This is a genomic window from Streptococcus sp. NSSLK0004 (assembly GCF_059039125.1).
The window spans coordinates 726732-742164 of record NZ_CM180142.1; the positions used below are offsets into that span (position 1 = coordinate 726732).

Annotated in this window: 14 protein-coding genes; 11 read left to right on the plus strand and 3 right to left on the minus strand. The window is 41.6% G+C overall.

Annotated elements, in window-relative coordinates; all coding sequences use genetic code 11:
- Window positions 1–48: 48 nt before the first annotated feature.
- Window positions 49–2220 carry an LTA synthase family protein gene (locus tag AC4CS8_RS03825; RefSeq protein ID WP_493893621.1) on the minus strand — a complete coding sequence of 724 codons (2172 nt, stop codon included), beginning with the start codon at window positions 2218–2220 and terminating at the stop codon, window positions 49–51.
- A gap of 121 nt (window positions 2221–2341) precedes the next feature.
- Here AC4CS8_RS03825 and AC4CS8_RS03830 point away from each other — a divergent pair, with 121 nt between their 5' ends.
- From AC4CS8_RS03830 to AC4CS8_RS03880, 11 genes are all read left to right on the plus strand, one after another.
- Window positions 2342–3505: a class I SAM-dependent rRNA methyltransferase gene (locus AC4CS8_RS03830; protein ID WP_493893622.1), complete on the plus strand. Its 1164-nt coding sequence runs from the start codon at window positions 2342–2344 to the stop codon at window positions 3503–3505.
- On the plus strand, window positions 3502–4176 hold the full coding sequence (gene aroD / locus AC4CS8_RS03835) for a type I 3-dehydroquinate dehydratase (RefSeq protein ID WP_493893623.1): 675 nt from the start codon (window positions 3502–3504) through the stop codon (window positions 4174–4176). Before AC4CS8_RS03830 ends, aroD begins: the two co-directional genes overlap by 4 nt.
- Window positions 4177–5343, plus strand: coding sequence for a chorismate synthase (gene aroC, locus AC4CS8_RS03840; RefSeq protein WP_493893624.1), 1167 nt, complete (start codon window positions 4177–4179; stop codon window positions 5341–5343).
- Window positions 5344–5351: 8 nt separating this feature from the next.
- The gene (locus AC4CS8_RS03845; RefSeq protein WP_493893625.1) at window positions 5352–6455 is read left to right on the plus strand and encodes a prephenate dehydrogenase; all 1104 of its coding nucleotides are present in this window, start codon (window positions 5352–5354) and stop codon (window positions 6453–6455) included.
- A 9-nt stretch (window positions 6456–6464) separates the two neighbouring features.
- Window positions 6465–6803: a YlbF/YmcA family competence regulator gene (locus AC4CS8_RS03850; protein WP_493893626.1), complete on the plus strand. Its 339-nt coding sequence runs from the start codon at window positions 6465–6467 to the stop codon at window positions 6801–6803.
- 476 nt (window positions 6804–7279) lie between these two features.
- Complete coding sequence (locus AC4CS8_RS03855; RefSeq protein WP_493893627.1) at window positions 7280–8242, plus strand: ABC transporter substrate-binding protein; 963 nt, start codon at window positions 7280–7282, stop codon at window positions 8240–8242.
- 16 nt (window positions 8243–8258) lie between these two features.
- On the plus strand, window positions 8259–9233 hold the full coding sequence (locus tag AC4CS8_RS03860; protein WP_493893628.1) for an ABC transporter substrate-binding protein: 975 nt from the start codon (window positions 8259–8261) through the stop codon (window positions 9231–9233).
- A gap of 11 nt (window positions 9234–9244) precedes the next feature.
- Window positions 9245–10222, plus strand: a complete 978-nt coding sequence (locus tag AC4CS8_RS03865; protein WP_493893629.1) for an ABC transporter substrate binding protein — start codon at window positions 9245–9247, stop codon at window positions 10220–10222.
- A gap of 61 nt (window positions 10223–10283) precedes the next feature.
- Window positions 10284–11177: an ABC transporter permease gene (locus AC4CS8_RS03870; RefSeq protein ID WP_493893630.1), complete on the plus strand. Its 894-nt coding sequence runs from the start codon at window positions 10284–10286 to the stop codon at window positions 11175–11177.
- A 12-nt stretch (window positions 11178–11189) separates the two neighbouring features.
- Window positions 11190–11990: an ABC transporter ATP-binding protein gene (locus AC4CS8_RS03875; RefSeq protein WP_493893631.1), complete on the plus strand. Its 801-nt coding sequence runs from the start codon at window positions 11190–11192 to the stop codon at window positions 11988–11990.
- An 89-nt stretch (window positions 11991–12079) separates the two neighbouring features.
- Window positions 12080–13413, plus strand: a protein-coding gene (locus AC4CS8_RS03880) for an IS3 family transposase (RefSeq protein ID WP_493893632.1) whose coding sequence is annotated in 2 segments (ribosomal slippage) — window positions 12080–12512 and window positions 12512–13413 — 1335 coding nt in all. Because the reading frame shifts where the segments join, the coding sequence is not laid out codon by codon here.
- Window positions 13414–13466: 53 nt separating this feature from the next.
- On the opposite strand, the gene aroB is transcribed toward AC4CS8_RS03880, so the two are convergent.
- Window positions 13467–14534: a 3-dehydroquinate synthase gene (gene aroB, locus AC4CS8_RS03885; protein WP_493893633.1), complete on the minus strand. Its 1068-nt coding sequence runs from the start codon at window positions 14532–14534 to the stop codon at window positions 13467–13469.
- A gap of 12 nt (window positions 14535–14546) precedes the next feature.
- The gene (locus tag AC4CS8_RS03890) at window positions 14547–15416 is read right to left on the minus strand and encodes a shikimate dehydrogenase (RefSeq protein WP_493893634.1); all 870 of its coding nucleotides are present in this window, start codon (window positions 15414–15416) and stop codon (window positions 14547–14549) included.
- Window positions 15417–15433: the final 17 nt, after the last annotated feature.

Sequence of the window (15433 nt, forward strand, 5' to 3'; positions counted from 1 at the left end):
ACAAACAGATGTAGAGAATTTCTCTATATCTGTTTGTTTTGAGAAAGATTATTTTTTATTAGATGATGTACTGGTTGAAGTCGAGCTGGAAGTTGAGGTTGAAGAAGTCGAACTACCGTGTAATTCTAAGTAACTTGGAGCCTTGAATAGGTCCACGGTAGATGTATTTCCGTTCTGGCTGTATAGACTGGTTGATTTATCACCTAATTCTTTTTCAATTGTTAACTCTTGGTCTAGGGCATCGAGATACGAGAATTGGCTAGTATCCAGTTTATCAAGTCCGTTGTTTAGGAAGCGTAACAAGTCACCTGTTTGAACAGCATCACTAGCTGCCAGTTGTGCTGCTACAACTTCTTTAATTTTTTCAATTTCTTCCTGGGTTGTTTCATCAGGGTTCGTAATTTCTTCACCTGTCTCTGTAAAGTAAAGTTTTCCGCCGTAGCTAGTATATTTTGGAGTAATGAAGCTACCAGCTGTTCGAAGAGCTACAATTTGACTGTTATCTGGAGAGAGGAGATCCTGTCCTACTTGAATGTAGTTATCTGGTTTTATCCCTAATAGGTGTTCGAGTGTAGGGAGGGCATCGATTTCTCCTCCGAAAGTATCCCAAATTCCCCCATTGGTCATCCCGGGAATGACAATCATGTATGGAATGCGTTGGAGCATGGCATTATCAAAGTCTGACCAGGTTTGCGGGTCTTTGTTTAGTAAAGGAGCGAGATCTGGATTGCGAGAATTAGAGATACCATAGTGGTCTCCATATAGAATAATAATAGAATTTTCATAAAGACCAGTCGCTTTCAAGTAATCAAAGAAGGATTTGATAGATGAGTCAAGGTAGTTGGCAGTGGCAAAGTAACCATTTATAGTCTCGTCATCAGTATTGGCCAAAGGAAATCCTTTTTCATCCCCAATCAGACTAGTTGTATAGGGATAATGATTAGAAACAGTAATGAATTTTGCATAGAAAGGCTGTTGCATATGCTCTAAATATTGTATAGAATCTGCGAACATAATTTTGTCATTGAGGCCATATTGGAAGGAATTTTCCTCTGTGGCTTTAGAGAAATATGATTGGTCGAAGAAGTAGTTGTAGCCCCATTGCATGTAGGTGTTATTTCGATTCCAGAAACTAGCGGAGTTTCCATGGAAAACGGCTGAAGTATATCCTCCATTTTGCGAAAGAATGTAAGGAGCTGCTTGTTGCGTATTGGTTCCACCGTATTGAACCATGAAGGATCCTTGATTGAGTCCGAATAATGAAGTTTCAATCATAGTCTCTGCATCAGAAGTTTTACCAGCTTTTACTTGGTTAAAGATATTTGAAAAAGCTAGCGTAGAGTTAGAATGATATAGTGAATTGAGGAAAGGAGTAACCTCATAATCTACACCATCTACATTGAGTTTATAGTCAATAATAAATTGTTGCAGACTCTCTAAATGGATGTAGATCACATTACGTCCTTTTGCGATTCCAAAGTACTGGTCGTTTGGGACGGCATAGTGAGAAGAAACGTATTCTTGAACAGGAGCTAAATCTGTTGCACTTGCTTCAGATCGATCTTTGTGAGCGGAGTAGGTCTGAGTGGCATTGTAACCCAGAAAAGCAGGTAGGCCTAATGCTCTAACAATGTAAGTGTTTGAGAACCCACGAGATAGTAATTCCGGTCGATCAATTTCTGCAAGGAAAAGATTTGCAGAAAAAAGCATCACAGATAGAGCAGAGATAGCAAAGCTGGCACGCTTATTAAAAGGTCTGTTATCAAGAATAAATTTTTTACGTGCGATGAGGACAAACAAGAATATAAAGTCCAAGAAATAGACAATATCCCCAATACGAAAGAGCTTGAGAGCAGCCTCGCCCAATCCTGCGGATACACTGGAAGAAGCCATCATAGTTGAAATAGAGATATAATCTGAAAATTCCCGATAATAAACGGCGTTAGAGAAAAGCCAAGCAAAAAGTAAGAGGTAGATTGTATTTGCCAGTCCGTAAAAAATTTTTGTATTCTTGGCATAGAGAGCTAGTCCTATCAAGAATAGTCCCAAAGGAATAGGATTAATAATGACGATAAAATTTTGGTAGAATCCTTTTGTATCTAGATTGAAATCTATTAAGTAGGCCCACATTGTTTTTAGCCAGTAGCTGGTAAGGAGAAATAGGATAAATCCTAACCTTGTATTGATTCCTTTTAGGAAGGAGTATTTCAATTTTTCCACAAGTAAAACCTCATACTGTCTCTATTCAATAAATTTTAATCCATTATATCACATTTTCAAAATATACTTGTAGTGTAGCCGTTTTTTTGTGATAAAGCATGATTTTTGATATAATGATGCTATGAAGCAACTAGTCTTGAATTACTCTGCGGAGAAAAAGTTACAAAAAGGAATACAAGTTCTTGATGGTAAAGATTTTCCTGCTCACTTAGACTTAGATGAAGAAGTTATTCTTCGTTCTCAATCTGGTATTTTTTTAGGAAAAGCTTATTTATCCAAACAAAACAAGGGAATTGGCTGGTGTTATAGTCGGCATGAAGTAAGTTTAAATGAGAGTTTCTTTGTAGATTTATTTCAAAAGGCGAAGCAAAAACGTTCTGTTTTTCAGACTTCTGAATTGACAACAGCTTATCGGGTTTTTAATCAAGATGGTGATGGCTTTGGCGGTTTGACTGTAGATCTTTATAATGACTATGCACTTTTTTCTTGGTATAATTCCTATATTTACACCTTAAAGCCCCTAATTGTAGCTGCTTTCGGTCAGGTCTATCCAGAGATTGCTGGTGGTTATGAGAAGATTCGTTTCACTGGATTGGACTTTGACTCAGCACATTTATTTGGTCAGGAAGCACCAGAAGTATTTACTATTCGGGAAAATGGTGTCCAGTATCAAGTCTTTCTCGATGACGGATTAATGACCGGGATTTTTCTTGATCAGCATGATGTCAGAGGAACTTTGGTAGATGGTCTTGTAGCTGGGAAAAGCCTGCTCAATATGTTTTCCTACACTGCTGCGTTCTCTATAGCAGCAGCTATGGGTGGCGCACGAGAAACGACTTCTGTTGATTTGGCCAAGCGATCACGAGAATTGTCGCAAGCTCATTTTAAGGTGAATGGAGTAGAATGTGATACGCATCAGTTTGTAGTCATGGATGTTTTTGACTACTTTAAATATGCTAAGCGTAAGGGCTTATCCTATGATATTATCGTACTTGATCCTCCTAGTTTTGCTCGTAATAAAAAACAAACTTTTTCTGTTGCTAAAGATTATCATAAACTGATTGCACAATCTTTGGAAATTTTGAATCCAAGAGGTATCATCATTGCATCAACTAATGCAGCTAATCTTTCGTTGGACAGATTCAAAAAAGAGATTGAAAAAGGATTTGCTGGTTGCAAGCACCGCTATGTGAAAACTTATCGTTTACCCAGCGATTTTGTAATTAATAAATATGATGAAAGTAGTAATTACCTTAAGGTCTTTACAATACAGGTAGAAAAATGAAAATTGTAGTTCCAATCATGCCTAAATCAATAGAAGAAGTTGCAGCTATCGATTTAGAGCGCTTAGAAGACGCAGATATTATTGAGTGGCGAGCAGATTATCTCCCTAAGGAAGAGATTTTGACAGTCGCTCCAGCAGTATTTGAAAAATTTGTCGGGCGAGAAATTGTCTTTACAATCCGAACGCGTAAAGAAGGAGGAGAAATTGAATTAACTGACGAAGAATACGTCAAAATTATCAAGGAAGTCGCGACGTTGTATCAGCCAGATTACATCGATTTTGAATACTTTTCACATCAAGCTGTTTTTGAGGAAATGTTGGATTTTCCAAACTTAGTTCTCAGCTATCATAACTTTGAGGAAACACCAGAGAATTTTATGGAAATTATGTCTGAGTTAACCAGCTTGTCTCCTGCAGTGGTAAAAATGGCAGTGATGGCAAATACCGAGCAGGATGCATTGGATGTTATGAACTATACACGAGGTTTTAAAACTTTAAATGCAGAGCAAACTTTTGCAACTATGTCCATGGGAAAAATTGGCATGCTGTCCCGTATAGCAGGTATGGTCACAGGATCTTGTTGGACCTTTGCTAGTCTGGATGAAGCCAGTGCACCGGGACAAATTTCGCTTGCCAATACCCGTAAATTTTTAGATATTTTGGAGAAATAAATGAGATATTTAACAGCAGGCGAGTCCCATGGGCCTCGTCTTACTGCAATAATTGAAGGTGTCCCAGCAGGCCTTCCTCTAACTGCTGAGGATATCAATGCTGACCTCAAGCGTCGTCAAGGTGGTTATGGGCGAGGCGCTCGTATGCAGATTGAAACAGATCAGGTTGAGATTACCGCTGGGGTTCGTCATGGTAAAACGACAGGAGCGCCTATCACTCTGAATGTGACCAATAAAGATCACAAAAAATGGTTGGAGATTATGGCTGTTGAGGACATTGATCCTAAACTTAAGACCAAGCGGAAAATTACCCATCCTCGTCCAGGACACGCTGATTTGGTGGGAGGTATGAAGTATCGATTTGACGACTTACGCAATTCCTTAGAGCGTTCTAGTGCGCGTGAAACAACCATGCGGGTTGCTGTTGGTGCGGTTGCTAAACGTATTTTAGCAGAGCTAGATATCGAGATTGCCAATCACGTTGTGGTCTTTGGTGGTAAAGAAATTGATGTACCAGAAGGATTGACCGTGGCAGAAATCCGTGAACGTGCTGCCCAGTCAGAAGTATCCATCGTCAATCAGGAGCGTGAAGAAGAAATCAAAGCCTATATTGATCAAATTAAGCGTGATGGTGACACCATTGGTGGTGTGGTAGAAACTATCGTTGGAGGAGTTCCAGTTGGTCTAGGTTCTTATGTCCAATGGGATAAAAAGCTAGATGCTAAGTTGGCCCAAGCTGTTGTTTCTATCAATGCTTTCAAGGGTGTTGAATTTGGAGTTGGGTTCCAAGCTGGTTATCTCAAGGGAAGCCAGGTTATGGATGAGATTATTTGGTCGAAAGAAGATGGATATACTCGTCGCACCAATAACCTAGGTGGATTTGAAGGTGGGATGACCAATGGTGAACCTATTGTGGTTCGTGGTGTCATGAAGCCTATTCCAACTCTTTATAAGCCTTTGATGTCTGTTGATATTGAGACTCATGAACCTTATAAAGCGACAGTAGAGCGCTCGGATCCGACTGCTTTACCAGCTGCTGGTGTGGTGATGGAATCAGTTGTGGCAACAGTTCTTGCGACAGAAATTTTGGAGAAATTCTCTTCTGATAACATGGAAGAATTAAAGGTAGCAGTAGCCAGCCACCGTGACTATGTAAAGAATTTTTAGGAGTCTAGATGACAAAGACGATATATATTGCAGGTCTAGGCTTGATAGGCTCCTCCTTGGCTTTGGGCATTCGGAGAGATCATCCAGATTATCGGATTTTAGGGTATAATCGTGGAGAAGAATCGCGACGAATTGCCTTGGAACAGGGAATTGTCGATCAAGTAACAGATTGCTTTTCAGATTTTGCAGGTCAGGCAGATGTAATTTTCCTCTGTGTTCCAATCAAACAGACGATTTCCTTCATTGAGGAACTGGCTCATCTTGACTTGAAAGACAAGGTCTTAGTGACCGATGCCGGCTCTACAAAGTCTGAGATTGTTGCAGCAGCAGAAAAGTATCTTGCGAAAAAAAGTGTAAACTTTATCGGCAGTCATCCCATGGCCGGTAGTCATAAATCAGGCGCGATCGCAGCGGATGTAAATCTCTTTGAGAATGCCTACTTTATTTTCACACCAAGTATATTAACACAGAAAGATGCAATTCCACGCTTGACAGATTTATTGTCAGGTCTTCATGCTCGCTTTATTGAGGTTGATGCTGTGGAGCATGATCGTGTGACTAGTCAGGTATCTCACTTTCCTCATATCTTAGCTTCTAGTCTGATGAATCAAGCTGGTAGCTATGCCATGGACCACCCTCTGACAAATAACTTTGCAGCTGGAGGTTTTCGTGACATGACACGTATTGCAGAGAGTGAGCCAGGAATGTGGACCAGTATCCTTATGACCAATCGTGAAACCATTTTGGAGCGTTTGGAAGAGTTTAAAGGTCGTTTGGATCAGGTTGCTCAGCTCATGCGCGATGCGGATGAAGATGCGATTTGGAAGTTTTTTGATCAGGGACGACGGACACGTAAAGAAATGGAAATCCATAAGCGTGCAGGTGTTGATTCCTTCTACGACATTTTCATTAACGTACCAGACCAAGAGGATACAATTCTCAAAATCTTGGAAATCCTCCGAGGAATCTCTGTGGTCAACGTCCGTATTAATGAGGAAAATCGTGAAGACATCCACGGTATTTTACAAATTACGTTAAAAAATAAAGAAGATCAGCTAGCAGCTTTTGAACGAATTAGCCAAAAGACCAGCTACCCTGTCTTCATAGAATAGGAGAATGCTATGTCAACAAATATCTATGATATCGCCAATCAATTGGAGCGTGCGATTCGAAACTTGCCTGAATACAAGGCAGTAGAAGCTGTCAAGGTTTCCATTGATGCTAATTCTGAAGCTAAGGAAATCTTAGAAAGCTACGTGGCCTTCCAAAAAGAAATTCAAGCCCAGCTACAAGCTGGCGAGATTCCAGGAGAAGATGTACAGAAGAAGATGTTGGATTTCAATAAGCAGGTACAAGCCAACTCACTTTTAACAGAATACTTCAGCAAGCAACAACAGTTAGGAACCTACGTAGCAGATTTGGAACGAATTATTTTCCAGCCCTTGAACGAATTATTGTAGAAAAGTGGCCGAAAGGCTACTTTTTTCAATGGAAAATCACAGTATTTTCAAAAAAGTTGAAAAAATCTGACAATTTATCTATAAAAGTTCTTGACAAACTCATTAAAAAGTTTTATTATTTTAACTAACCTAAAGAAATGAGAAACGGAGACACAGTATGTTGTTGACTTGTCAAATACAATCAGCTAATCATTTGTATTTCTACGGCTACTTTAGATAGTGTTTGTAGACATTGGAAACATGGATGCAAACACGGGAACGTAATGTTTGTATCTATGTGGCTGTAGTTGTTTTGACATTGCCTGCATAGATGACATATCTAGACAGGCCAACAAGATACTCTGTTTTTAATTTACAGTGAAATGGGACCCGTTTAGATATAGCTAAACAGGTCCCGTTTTTGTTTCTTGGATCCCATTCGAGTGTTAGACGAGAATGACATCATTTCTAATCTATATGGTAAAAGGAGATGAAATATGGGGTTTAGGAATATTCTTGTAGGGTCTGTCGCATTTTTATCGGCAGTTACGTTGGTGGCTTGTGGTTCAAACTCGTCAGAATCAGAATCAGTTAAAGTGGGGATTATTCAATATGCTGAACATGATGCTTTAACAGCATCACGAGAAGGCTTTATTGAAGCACTGGCAGAAGCTGGTTATATTGAAGGAGAGAATTTAACGATTGATTATCAGAATGCGCAAGGAGATCAAGCTAATCTTCAGACAATGGTAACTCAATTTGTTGGAGAAAATAATTTGAACTATGCGATTGCTACGCCAGCTGCTCAGGCTCTTCTCAATGTCGATTCAGAAACGCCTGCGGTGTTTGCGGCTGTTGCTGCACCTGTTGAAGCAGGAATAGTTGAATCTTTTGAAAGTCCCGGGGGTAATATCACTGGAGCTAGTAATGTATCGAATACTGCGGAACAGATTGAGATGTTGCTAAAAGTTGTTCCAGATGCTGAAAAAGTTGGTATTTTCTATAATTCAAGTGAGGTCAACTCGGAAATTCAAGCTCAGCGAGCAATCAAGGCCTTGGAAGAAAAAGGTGTTACACCAGTTGTTAAAACAGTTACCTCTACCAACGATGTGCAACAAGTCATGACTTCTCTAGCAAGTCAGGTGGATGCCGTTTATTTTCCGACAGATAATACGGTTTCATCAACAGCAGCAACGATTGAGGAGGTGTTGAAAGAGGCGAAAGTTCCTGCGATTGGCTCAGATAAGGCTATTTTAGATGCTGTTCTCTTTACTTATAGCGTTGATTATCATGCACTTGGGAAACAGGCCGGCAATTTAGCAGTTAAGATTTTAGAGGGGGCAGATCCATCAGATCTACCTGTTGAGACACCAGCCGAAGCTTCGATTGCAATCAACGAAGAAACGGCAGGGATTCTTGGTATAGATGTTTCAAGTATTGAAACAGTAATAAGTGAATAATAATTAGGAGAAGAATATGTTTACAAAAAAATGGTTTAAAAAAGTGTCCATATTTTCAGCACTGGTAACCCTAACGGTTGCAGGTTTAGCAGCTTGTAGTTCCAGTTCATCTAGTTCAGACTCTGTTCGCTTGGGGATTATCCAGTATGCTGAACATGATGCATTGTCAGCATCACGGGAGGGCTTTTTGGAAGCTTTAGCCGAAGCGGGTTATGTTGAAGGTGAAAATTTGACAGTTGATTATCAGAATGCTCAAGGAGATCAAGCAAACTTGCAAACAATGGTTGATCAGCTAGCTGGTGAAAATGACATTAACTTTGCTATTGCAACACCTGCAGCTCAGGCGCTTTTAGGTGTAGATGCGGAAACGCCATCTGTTTTTACCGCAGTTACGGATCCAGTTGAAGCAGGTTTGGTCGCTTCTTTAGAAGTTCCTGGTGGCAACATGACAGGTTCCATTGATGCGACAGATGTAGAAGGTCAAATCGAGATGTTGTTGAAGGTTGTACCAGATGCTAAAACAGTTGGAATTTTCTACAACTCAAGCGAGGTCAACTCAGAAGTGCAAGCCAAGACAGCTCAAACAGCCTTGGAAGCAGCTGGTGTGAAAGTAGTTGTTAAGACCGTTACCTCTACCAATGATGTGCAACAGGTTATGACTTCCTTAGCAGGTCAGGTGGATGCCATTTACCTACCGACAGATAATACCGTTGCCTCGACAGCTTCAACAATCGGAGAAATTCTCTTGGAAGCAAAAGTTCCAGCAATGGCAAGTGATGAAGCTGTGTTGGATGCGGCCCTCTTCACCTACGGTGTTGACTACAAGGCAATTGGCAAACAAGCAGGTGAATTAGCTGTTCAAATCTTAGAAGGAGCAGACCCTGCAGAATTGGCAGTTGAAAAACCTGAAACAGCAGCGATTGCTGTCAATGAAGAAATGGCAGCAGCTCTAGGAATTGATCCTGAAACCATTAAAGCATTAGCAGAATAAAGGAGATTACTATGTATTCGTATAAAAAATTAGTGAAAAAAATAGCGGGAATTTCTCTTGTGGGCTTGAGTGCAATTGCTTTGGCAGCGTGCTCATCTAGTAGCACTGGTTCAGATGATACTGTTAAGGTAGGAATTTTACAGTATATGGAACATGATTCCTTAACAGCGGCACGCGAAGGCTTTATAGCAGAGTTGGAAGCCAATGGTTATACAGAAGGCGACAAGATTACCTTGGATTATCAAAATGCTCAGGGAGATCAAGCCAACTTACAGACTATTTCAGAGCAGTTGGTGGGAGATAACGATATTATTCTTGCTATTGCGACTCCTGCTGCTCAGAGTTTAGCAACTGTTTCGACGGAAACTCCAGTCCTTTTCACTGCAGTGACTGATCCACTGTCAGCTGACTTGGTAGAAACTATCGAAAAGCCAGGCGGTTTGTTGACAGGAACATCAGACCAAGCACCAATTGACAAACAGGTTGAGCTTCTTGGACAAGCAGTCCCAGATGCTAAGACAGTTGGGATTCTTTACACAACGAGTGAACGCAATTCAGAAGTACAAGTAGAAGAAGCACAGGAATTGCTTGAAAAAGCGGGCTATAAAGTTATTTTGAAAGGTATTTCATCAACAAACGAAGTACAGGATGCCGCAACTAGCTTGATGAAAGATGTTGATGCAGTCTTTGTTCCAACAGATAATACGGTAGCTTCAACGATGACAATGATTGGTGAATTGTCTGTTCAGTACAAGGTACCTGTTATCGGTGGTTCAACGGATATGGTGGATCAAGGTGGTCTCTTAACTTACGGAACCAACTATGAGGCACTTGGTCGTCAGACTGCAAAAATGGCCATTAAGATTATTGAAGGTGCAGATCCAGCTGAAGTTGCTGTTGAATATCCAGAGACAGTTGAATTGCATGTGAATACAGATATGGCAGAAAAATTGGGCATTGATGTTTCAAACTTGACCGTATCAGAATAATTTTAAGTCAAAACAAGTCTTAACAAGATCCAAACGTTAGGACTTCAAAAGGAGAAAAATCGTGGATCTTATTTTATCAAGTATTTCGCAGGGACTGCTGTGGTCCATTATGGCCATTGGGGTTTACCTGACATTTCGTATTTTAGATATTGCAGATTTGACAGCAGAGGGAGCTTATCCCCTCGGTGCTGCTATCTGTGCAACAGGGATTGTCAATGGAATCAATCCACTCTTAGCAACACTTTTGGCTTTTGGTGGTGGTATGTTAGCAGGTTTGGTGTCAGGCCTTTTGCATACCAAGATGAAAATTCCCGCACTGTTGACTGGTATTGTCACCTTGACGGGGCTATACTCAATTAACCTGAAGGTATTGGGAAAAGCTAACGTTGCTTTACTCAAGCAAGAAACCTTAGTAACTCAGTTGCAGGAGTTTGGCTTGTCCAAAACAAATGCAGCTCTGGTGATTGGTACTATCTTTGTTATTGTGGTTATTATCCTCTTGACCCTCTTGCTCAATACCCAGGTTGGTTTGGCCCTTCGTTCAACAGGGGACAATATTCCCATGAGTGAGGCCAATGGCATCAACGTGGACCGCATGAAGATTTACGGCTATATGTTGTCAAACGGTCTGATCGCCCTCTGTGGAGCTCTCTTGACCCAGAACAACGGCTATGCGGACCTCAACTCTGGTACAGGAACCATTGTTATCGGTTTGGCATCTGTGATCATTGCAGAGGTGATCCTGCGAAACTTGAAAATTGGACAACGCTTGGCTTCCGTGGTACTTGGTGCGGTCATCTACCGCTTGATTATCCTGACCATTTTGGAAATTCCAGGTATGGATGCTGACCTTGTGAAACTCTTCTCAGCTATTCTCTTGGCTGTTGTACTCTTTGTACCTGAATTGCAGAAGAAGTTGAAGATTCGTCGTCCCAAATTGACAGATGCAGCCTAGAAGGAGGACAAGATGACAAGTATTTTATCGATTAAAGATGTCCATAAGACTTTTGAGGCTGGGACAATCAATGAAAACCACGTCTTGCGTGGCATGAACCTAGACGTTGCAGAAGGCGACTTCATCTCCATTATCGGAGGAAATGGTGCCGGCAAGTCAACCTTGATGAACACCTTGGCAGGTACCCTGACGGTTGACCAGGGAGACATTTTACTGGAAGGCAAATCCATTAAATCCGTACCGGCTGCTAAGCGTGCCAAGTACATCAGTCGGGTCTTCCAAGATCCTAAAATGGGAACTGCCTCACGCTTGAGTATCGAAGAAAATATGGCTATTGCCTACCGTCGTGGTCTTTCACGTGGCTTGAGTTGGGGTGTTAAGGACAGCGAACGCAAGATTTTCCAAGAATCCTTGAAAGAACTTGGGCTGGGTCTTGAAAATCGGATGAAGGTGGATACCCAGTTCCTATCAGGAGGACAACGCCAGGCCCTGACCTTGCTTATGGCTTCCTTGGTCAAACCAAAGGTGCTCCTCTTGGACGAGCATACAGCGGCTCTTGACCCTAAAACCAGTGATATGGTCATGGAACTGACTAAGAAAATCGTCGAAAGTCACCAGTTGACTGCCTTGATGATTACACACAATATGGAAAATGCTATCCAGTACGGCAACCGTCTGGTCATGCTCCACCGTGGACAAATCGTTGTCGACGTCCGTGGGGAAGAAAAGAAAGACCTGACGGTGCAAGACTTAATGGACCTTTTCCACAAAAACAGCGGAGAAACACTCATCGATGATGAATTGATGTTGTAATGAATGAACAACAAAAAGACTAAGGGATCACGCTGAACCGCACCCCAAAAGTTAGAATGAAAAAATCTAACTTATGGGGTGCTATTTTTATGAAATTAAGTTATGAAGACAAAGTCCAAATTTATGAGTTACGGCAAAATGGTAACTCCCTCAATTCCTTATCAAAACAGTTTACTATTGCAGAATCTGTTATCCAATATATGGTTAGACTGATTGATCGGTATGGAATAAACATTGTCAAGAAAGGTAAGAACACCTATTATCCTCCAGAACTAAAGCAGGAGATGATTGACAAAGTACTTCTTGATAAGCAGTCAGTTCTCTCCGTCTCGCTTGACTATGCTCTTCCAAATTGGATAGCACAATACAAGAAAAACGGGTATACTATTGTTGAGAAAACAAGAGGGAGGCCACCAAAGATGGGGCGTAAACCAAAGAAAAACTGGGAAGAGATGACGGAGTTAGAGCGACTTCAGGAGGAAAATGAATGCTTACGCACTGAGGTGGCTTACCTAAAAAAGTTGAGGGAGCTTCGTTTAAGGGACGAAGCCAGAGAGCAAGAAAGGCTCAAACAGTTAGAGAGATGGTCGCAGAAGGATTCCGACTAGATATACTGCTGAATATTTCTCAATTAGTTCCCTCCACCTATTACTATCATGTCAACCAACTGGATAAACCCGATAAAGATAAGGAGCTAAAGGTTGAAATTCAAGCTATTTATGATGAACATAAGGGAAACTATGGTTACCGTCGTATTCACCTTGAGTTAAGAAATCGTGGATTTTCTGTCAACCACAAGAAAGTACAGCGGCTGATGAAAGACTTAGGATTGGCTGCTCGTATCCGTAAGCGCAAGAAACACAAGTCCTACAAGGGGGAAGTGGGAAAGAAAGCTCCAAATCTGATTAGGGGATCCTTTGAAGGAACTAAACCTTTTGAGAAGTGTTATACAGATGTGACCGAATTTGCCTTGCCTAATTATTCTGAAAAACTCTATTTGTCGCCTGTTCTGGATGGCTATAATAGCGAAATTGTTGATTTTACCTTGTCACGTTCTCCCAACCTCGTACAAGTCAAGACTATGCTTGAGAAGGCCTTTCCTGAGGAAACTTACCCAACTACCATTCTCCATAGTGACCAAGGTTGGCAATACCAACATGAAGTCTATCATCATTTTCTTGCCAGCAAAGGCATACGTCCTTCCATGTCTCGCAAGGGAACTAGCACGGATAACGGAATGATGGAGTCCTTCTTTGGCGTCTTGAAAACAGAAATGTTTTACGGATTTGAGAAGAATTTCAAGTCTCTGGATCAACTGGAACAAGCTATCACTGATTATATTTTTTTCTACAATAATAAACGCATTAAAGCAAAGCTAAAAGGACTTAGTCCTGTACAGTACAGAACCAAATCCTTTCAATAATATTTTTTGTCTAACTTTTTGGGGTCAGTACACGCAAACCCTCAGTCTTTTTGTTATTTTTCTAGGTAGTCCAGCATTTCTTCTATTGGAATTTGGTGGATAGCAGCCTGTCCTAATTGAGGGACGATGACAAGTTTGATGGTCTTGCCTCGTGCTTTTTTATCATGAGTTAGGGCTGCATAGAGTTCTTCCTTATTCCAAGATTCATGAACAGTTGGTAGTCCGAATTTTTCACACATGGCGACAATCTTTTCAGTTATTCCAGCTGGCATCAGGCCTTTCTTTTCGGCAATCCGTGAAATCTGTACCATGCCGATTGCTACAGCCTCACCGTGCATGACTTGACCGTAGCCAGCGGTAGCTTCGATGGCATGACCGATCGTATGGCCAAAGTTGAGATAGAGGCGGACTCCGTTATCGAGCTCGTCTTCAACGACTACCTTGCGTTTGACTTCGCAGGAGTGGTAGATGATGTAGTCAGCATTTTCTAGAATGCTCTCGATAGAACCATCTAGTTGGTCTAGGGTTTCCCAGAGTTCAACATCATCAATGAGACCGTATTTAACAACCTCGCCCATTCCTTCAATCAGTTCTCGTTTGCCAAGAGTTTTGAGGGTATCTGGATCAATGAGTACTCCGTCTGGTTGACAGAAGGTACCTACCATATTTTTAGCAAATGGAGTGTTCACGCCAGTTTTTCCACCGATAGAAGAATCGACCTGGGCTGTGAGACTGGTAGGAACTTGGAGGAAGTGGATGCCACGCATATAGGTGGATGCTACGAAACCAGCCAAATCTCCTACCACCCCGCCGCCGAGGGCGATAATGCCGTCACTTCGGGTCATACCATTTTTTACCAGGAATTCATAGGCCTGGTTGACAGTGTCTAGATTTTTTGAAGCTTCACCTTCTGGAAACTCGAAAACAATGGTCTCAAAACCGGCTTGCTCTAGGCTGGATGTGACAGTAGTGAGATAGAGGGAGGCGACATGGTCGTCGGTTATAATGGCAATTTTTTGAGGTTGCCAAAGTTGACTGACCCAGCTTCCGATGGTTGCTAGGCTTCCTTTTTCAATGAGAATATCATATGGATTATGGGGAAGGTTGACGCGTAGTTTCATCCTTGTTCCTCTCTATCTAATCTTGTATTTTTCTACCAATTTGTCCCAAATCATGTCTGTTGGCATCTCTTTTCCAGTCCAGGATTTGAAAGCTTCTGCGGCTTGAAATAATAACATTCCTAAACCGTTGATGGTTGGATTGCCTTGTGACTGGGCTAGTTTCAACAATGGTGTTTCAAAGGGTTGGTAAATGACATCAGCCACCAGCATATTCTCAGGAAATTGGGCGGTGGAGTGGATTGGTAGTGTTTTTCCGTCCATGCCGACACTGGTTCCATTGACCAAGAGTTCAGAACGACGGATGTGTTCTTGTAGTAGTTGTGCATCTTCAATGGGGAGGACTTGGATGGGAGTAGCAGTTGCCTGAGAAATCCTATGAGCAGTCGCTTGGTGTCTTTCTAAACTTTGGCTGCGACTGAAAATGATAATCTCTTTTGCTCCACTTAAGGCTGCTTGAGCGATAATAGCAGTAGAAGCTCCTCCAGCACCAAGAATGGTCAGTGTCTTGTTCTGCACTTGAAAGGACGCCAGCTTTTCCAAACTCTTGAAAAATCCCATACCGTCAGTATTGTGTCCGACCAATTGACCGTTCTGATGGATAACTGTATTGACTGCTCCAATCAGGTCAGCTACTGGTGTAAGGTCATCAAGGAAGGGGATAACAGCCTGTTTGTAGGGCATGGAGAGATTGATTCCAAACATGTCGTAGCGTTTGATATTCTCAAGTGTGACAGCCAAGTCTTCCTCAGGAATTTCCCAAGCCAGATAGACACCATTTACTCCTGTTTCTTCAAAGGCTAGATTATGAATGAAGGGGGAAATAGAATGTTTAATAGGCTTGGCGACTACGGCGGCAAGGCGGGTATGTCCGTCAATATTCATTTACTTCCTCCAATTCT

Excerpts from the sequence above, each read along its gene's own strand:
- AC4CS8_RS03830 (WP_493893622.1), top strand. The coding sequence starts at position 2,342 with ATGAAGCAACTAGTCTTGAATTACTCTGCGGAGAAAAAGTTACAAAAA.
- aroD (WP_493893623.1), top strand. The coding sequence starts at position 3,502 with ATGAAAATTGTAGTTCCAATCATGCCTAAATCAATAGAAGAAGTTGCA.
- aroC (WP_493893624.1), top strand. The coding sequence starts at position 4,177 with ATGAGATATTTAACAGCAGGCGAGTCCCATGGGCCTCGTCTTACTGCA.
- AC4CS8_RS03845 (WP_493893625.1), top strand. The coding sequence starts at position 5,352 with ATGACAAAGACGATATATATTGCAGGTCTAGGCTTGATAGGCTCCTCC.
- AC4CS8_RS03850 (WP_493893626.1), top strand. The coding sequence starts at position 6,465 with ATGTCAACAAATATCTATGATATCGCCAATCAATTGGAGCGTGCGATT.
- AC4CS8_RS03855 (WP_493893627.1), top strand. The coding sequence starts at position 7,280 with ATGGGGTTTAGGAATATTCTTGTAGGGTCTGTCGCATTTTTATCGGCA.
- AC4CS8_RS03860 (WP_493893628.1), top strand. The coding sequence starts at position 8,259 with ATGTTTACAAAAAAATGGTTTAAAAAAGTGTCCATATTTTCAGCACTG.
- AC4CS8_RS03865 (WP_493893629.1), top strand. The coding sequence starts at position 9,245 with ATGTATTCGTATAAAAAATTAGTGAAAAAAATAGCGGGAATTTCTCTT.
- AC4CS8_RS03875 (WP_493893631.1), top strand. The coding sequence starts at position 11,190 with ATGACAAGTATTTTATCGATTAAAGATGTCCATAAGACTTTTGAGGCT.
- aroB (WP_493893633.1), bottom strand. The coding sequence starts at position 14,534 with ATGAAACTACGCGTCAACCTTCCCCATAATCCATATGATATTCTCATT.
- AC4CS8_RS03890 (WP_493893634.1), bottom strand. The coding sequence starts at position 15,416 with ATGAATATTGACGGACATACCCGCCTTGCCGCCGTAGTCGCCAAGCCT.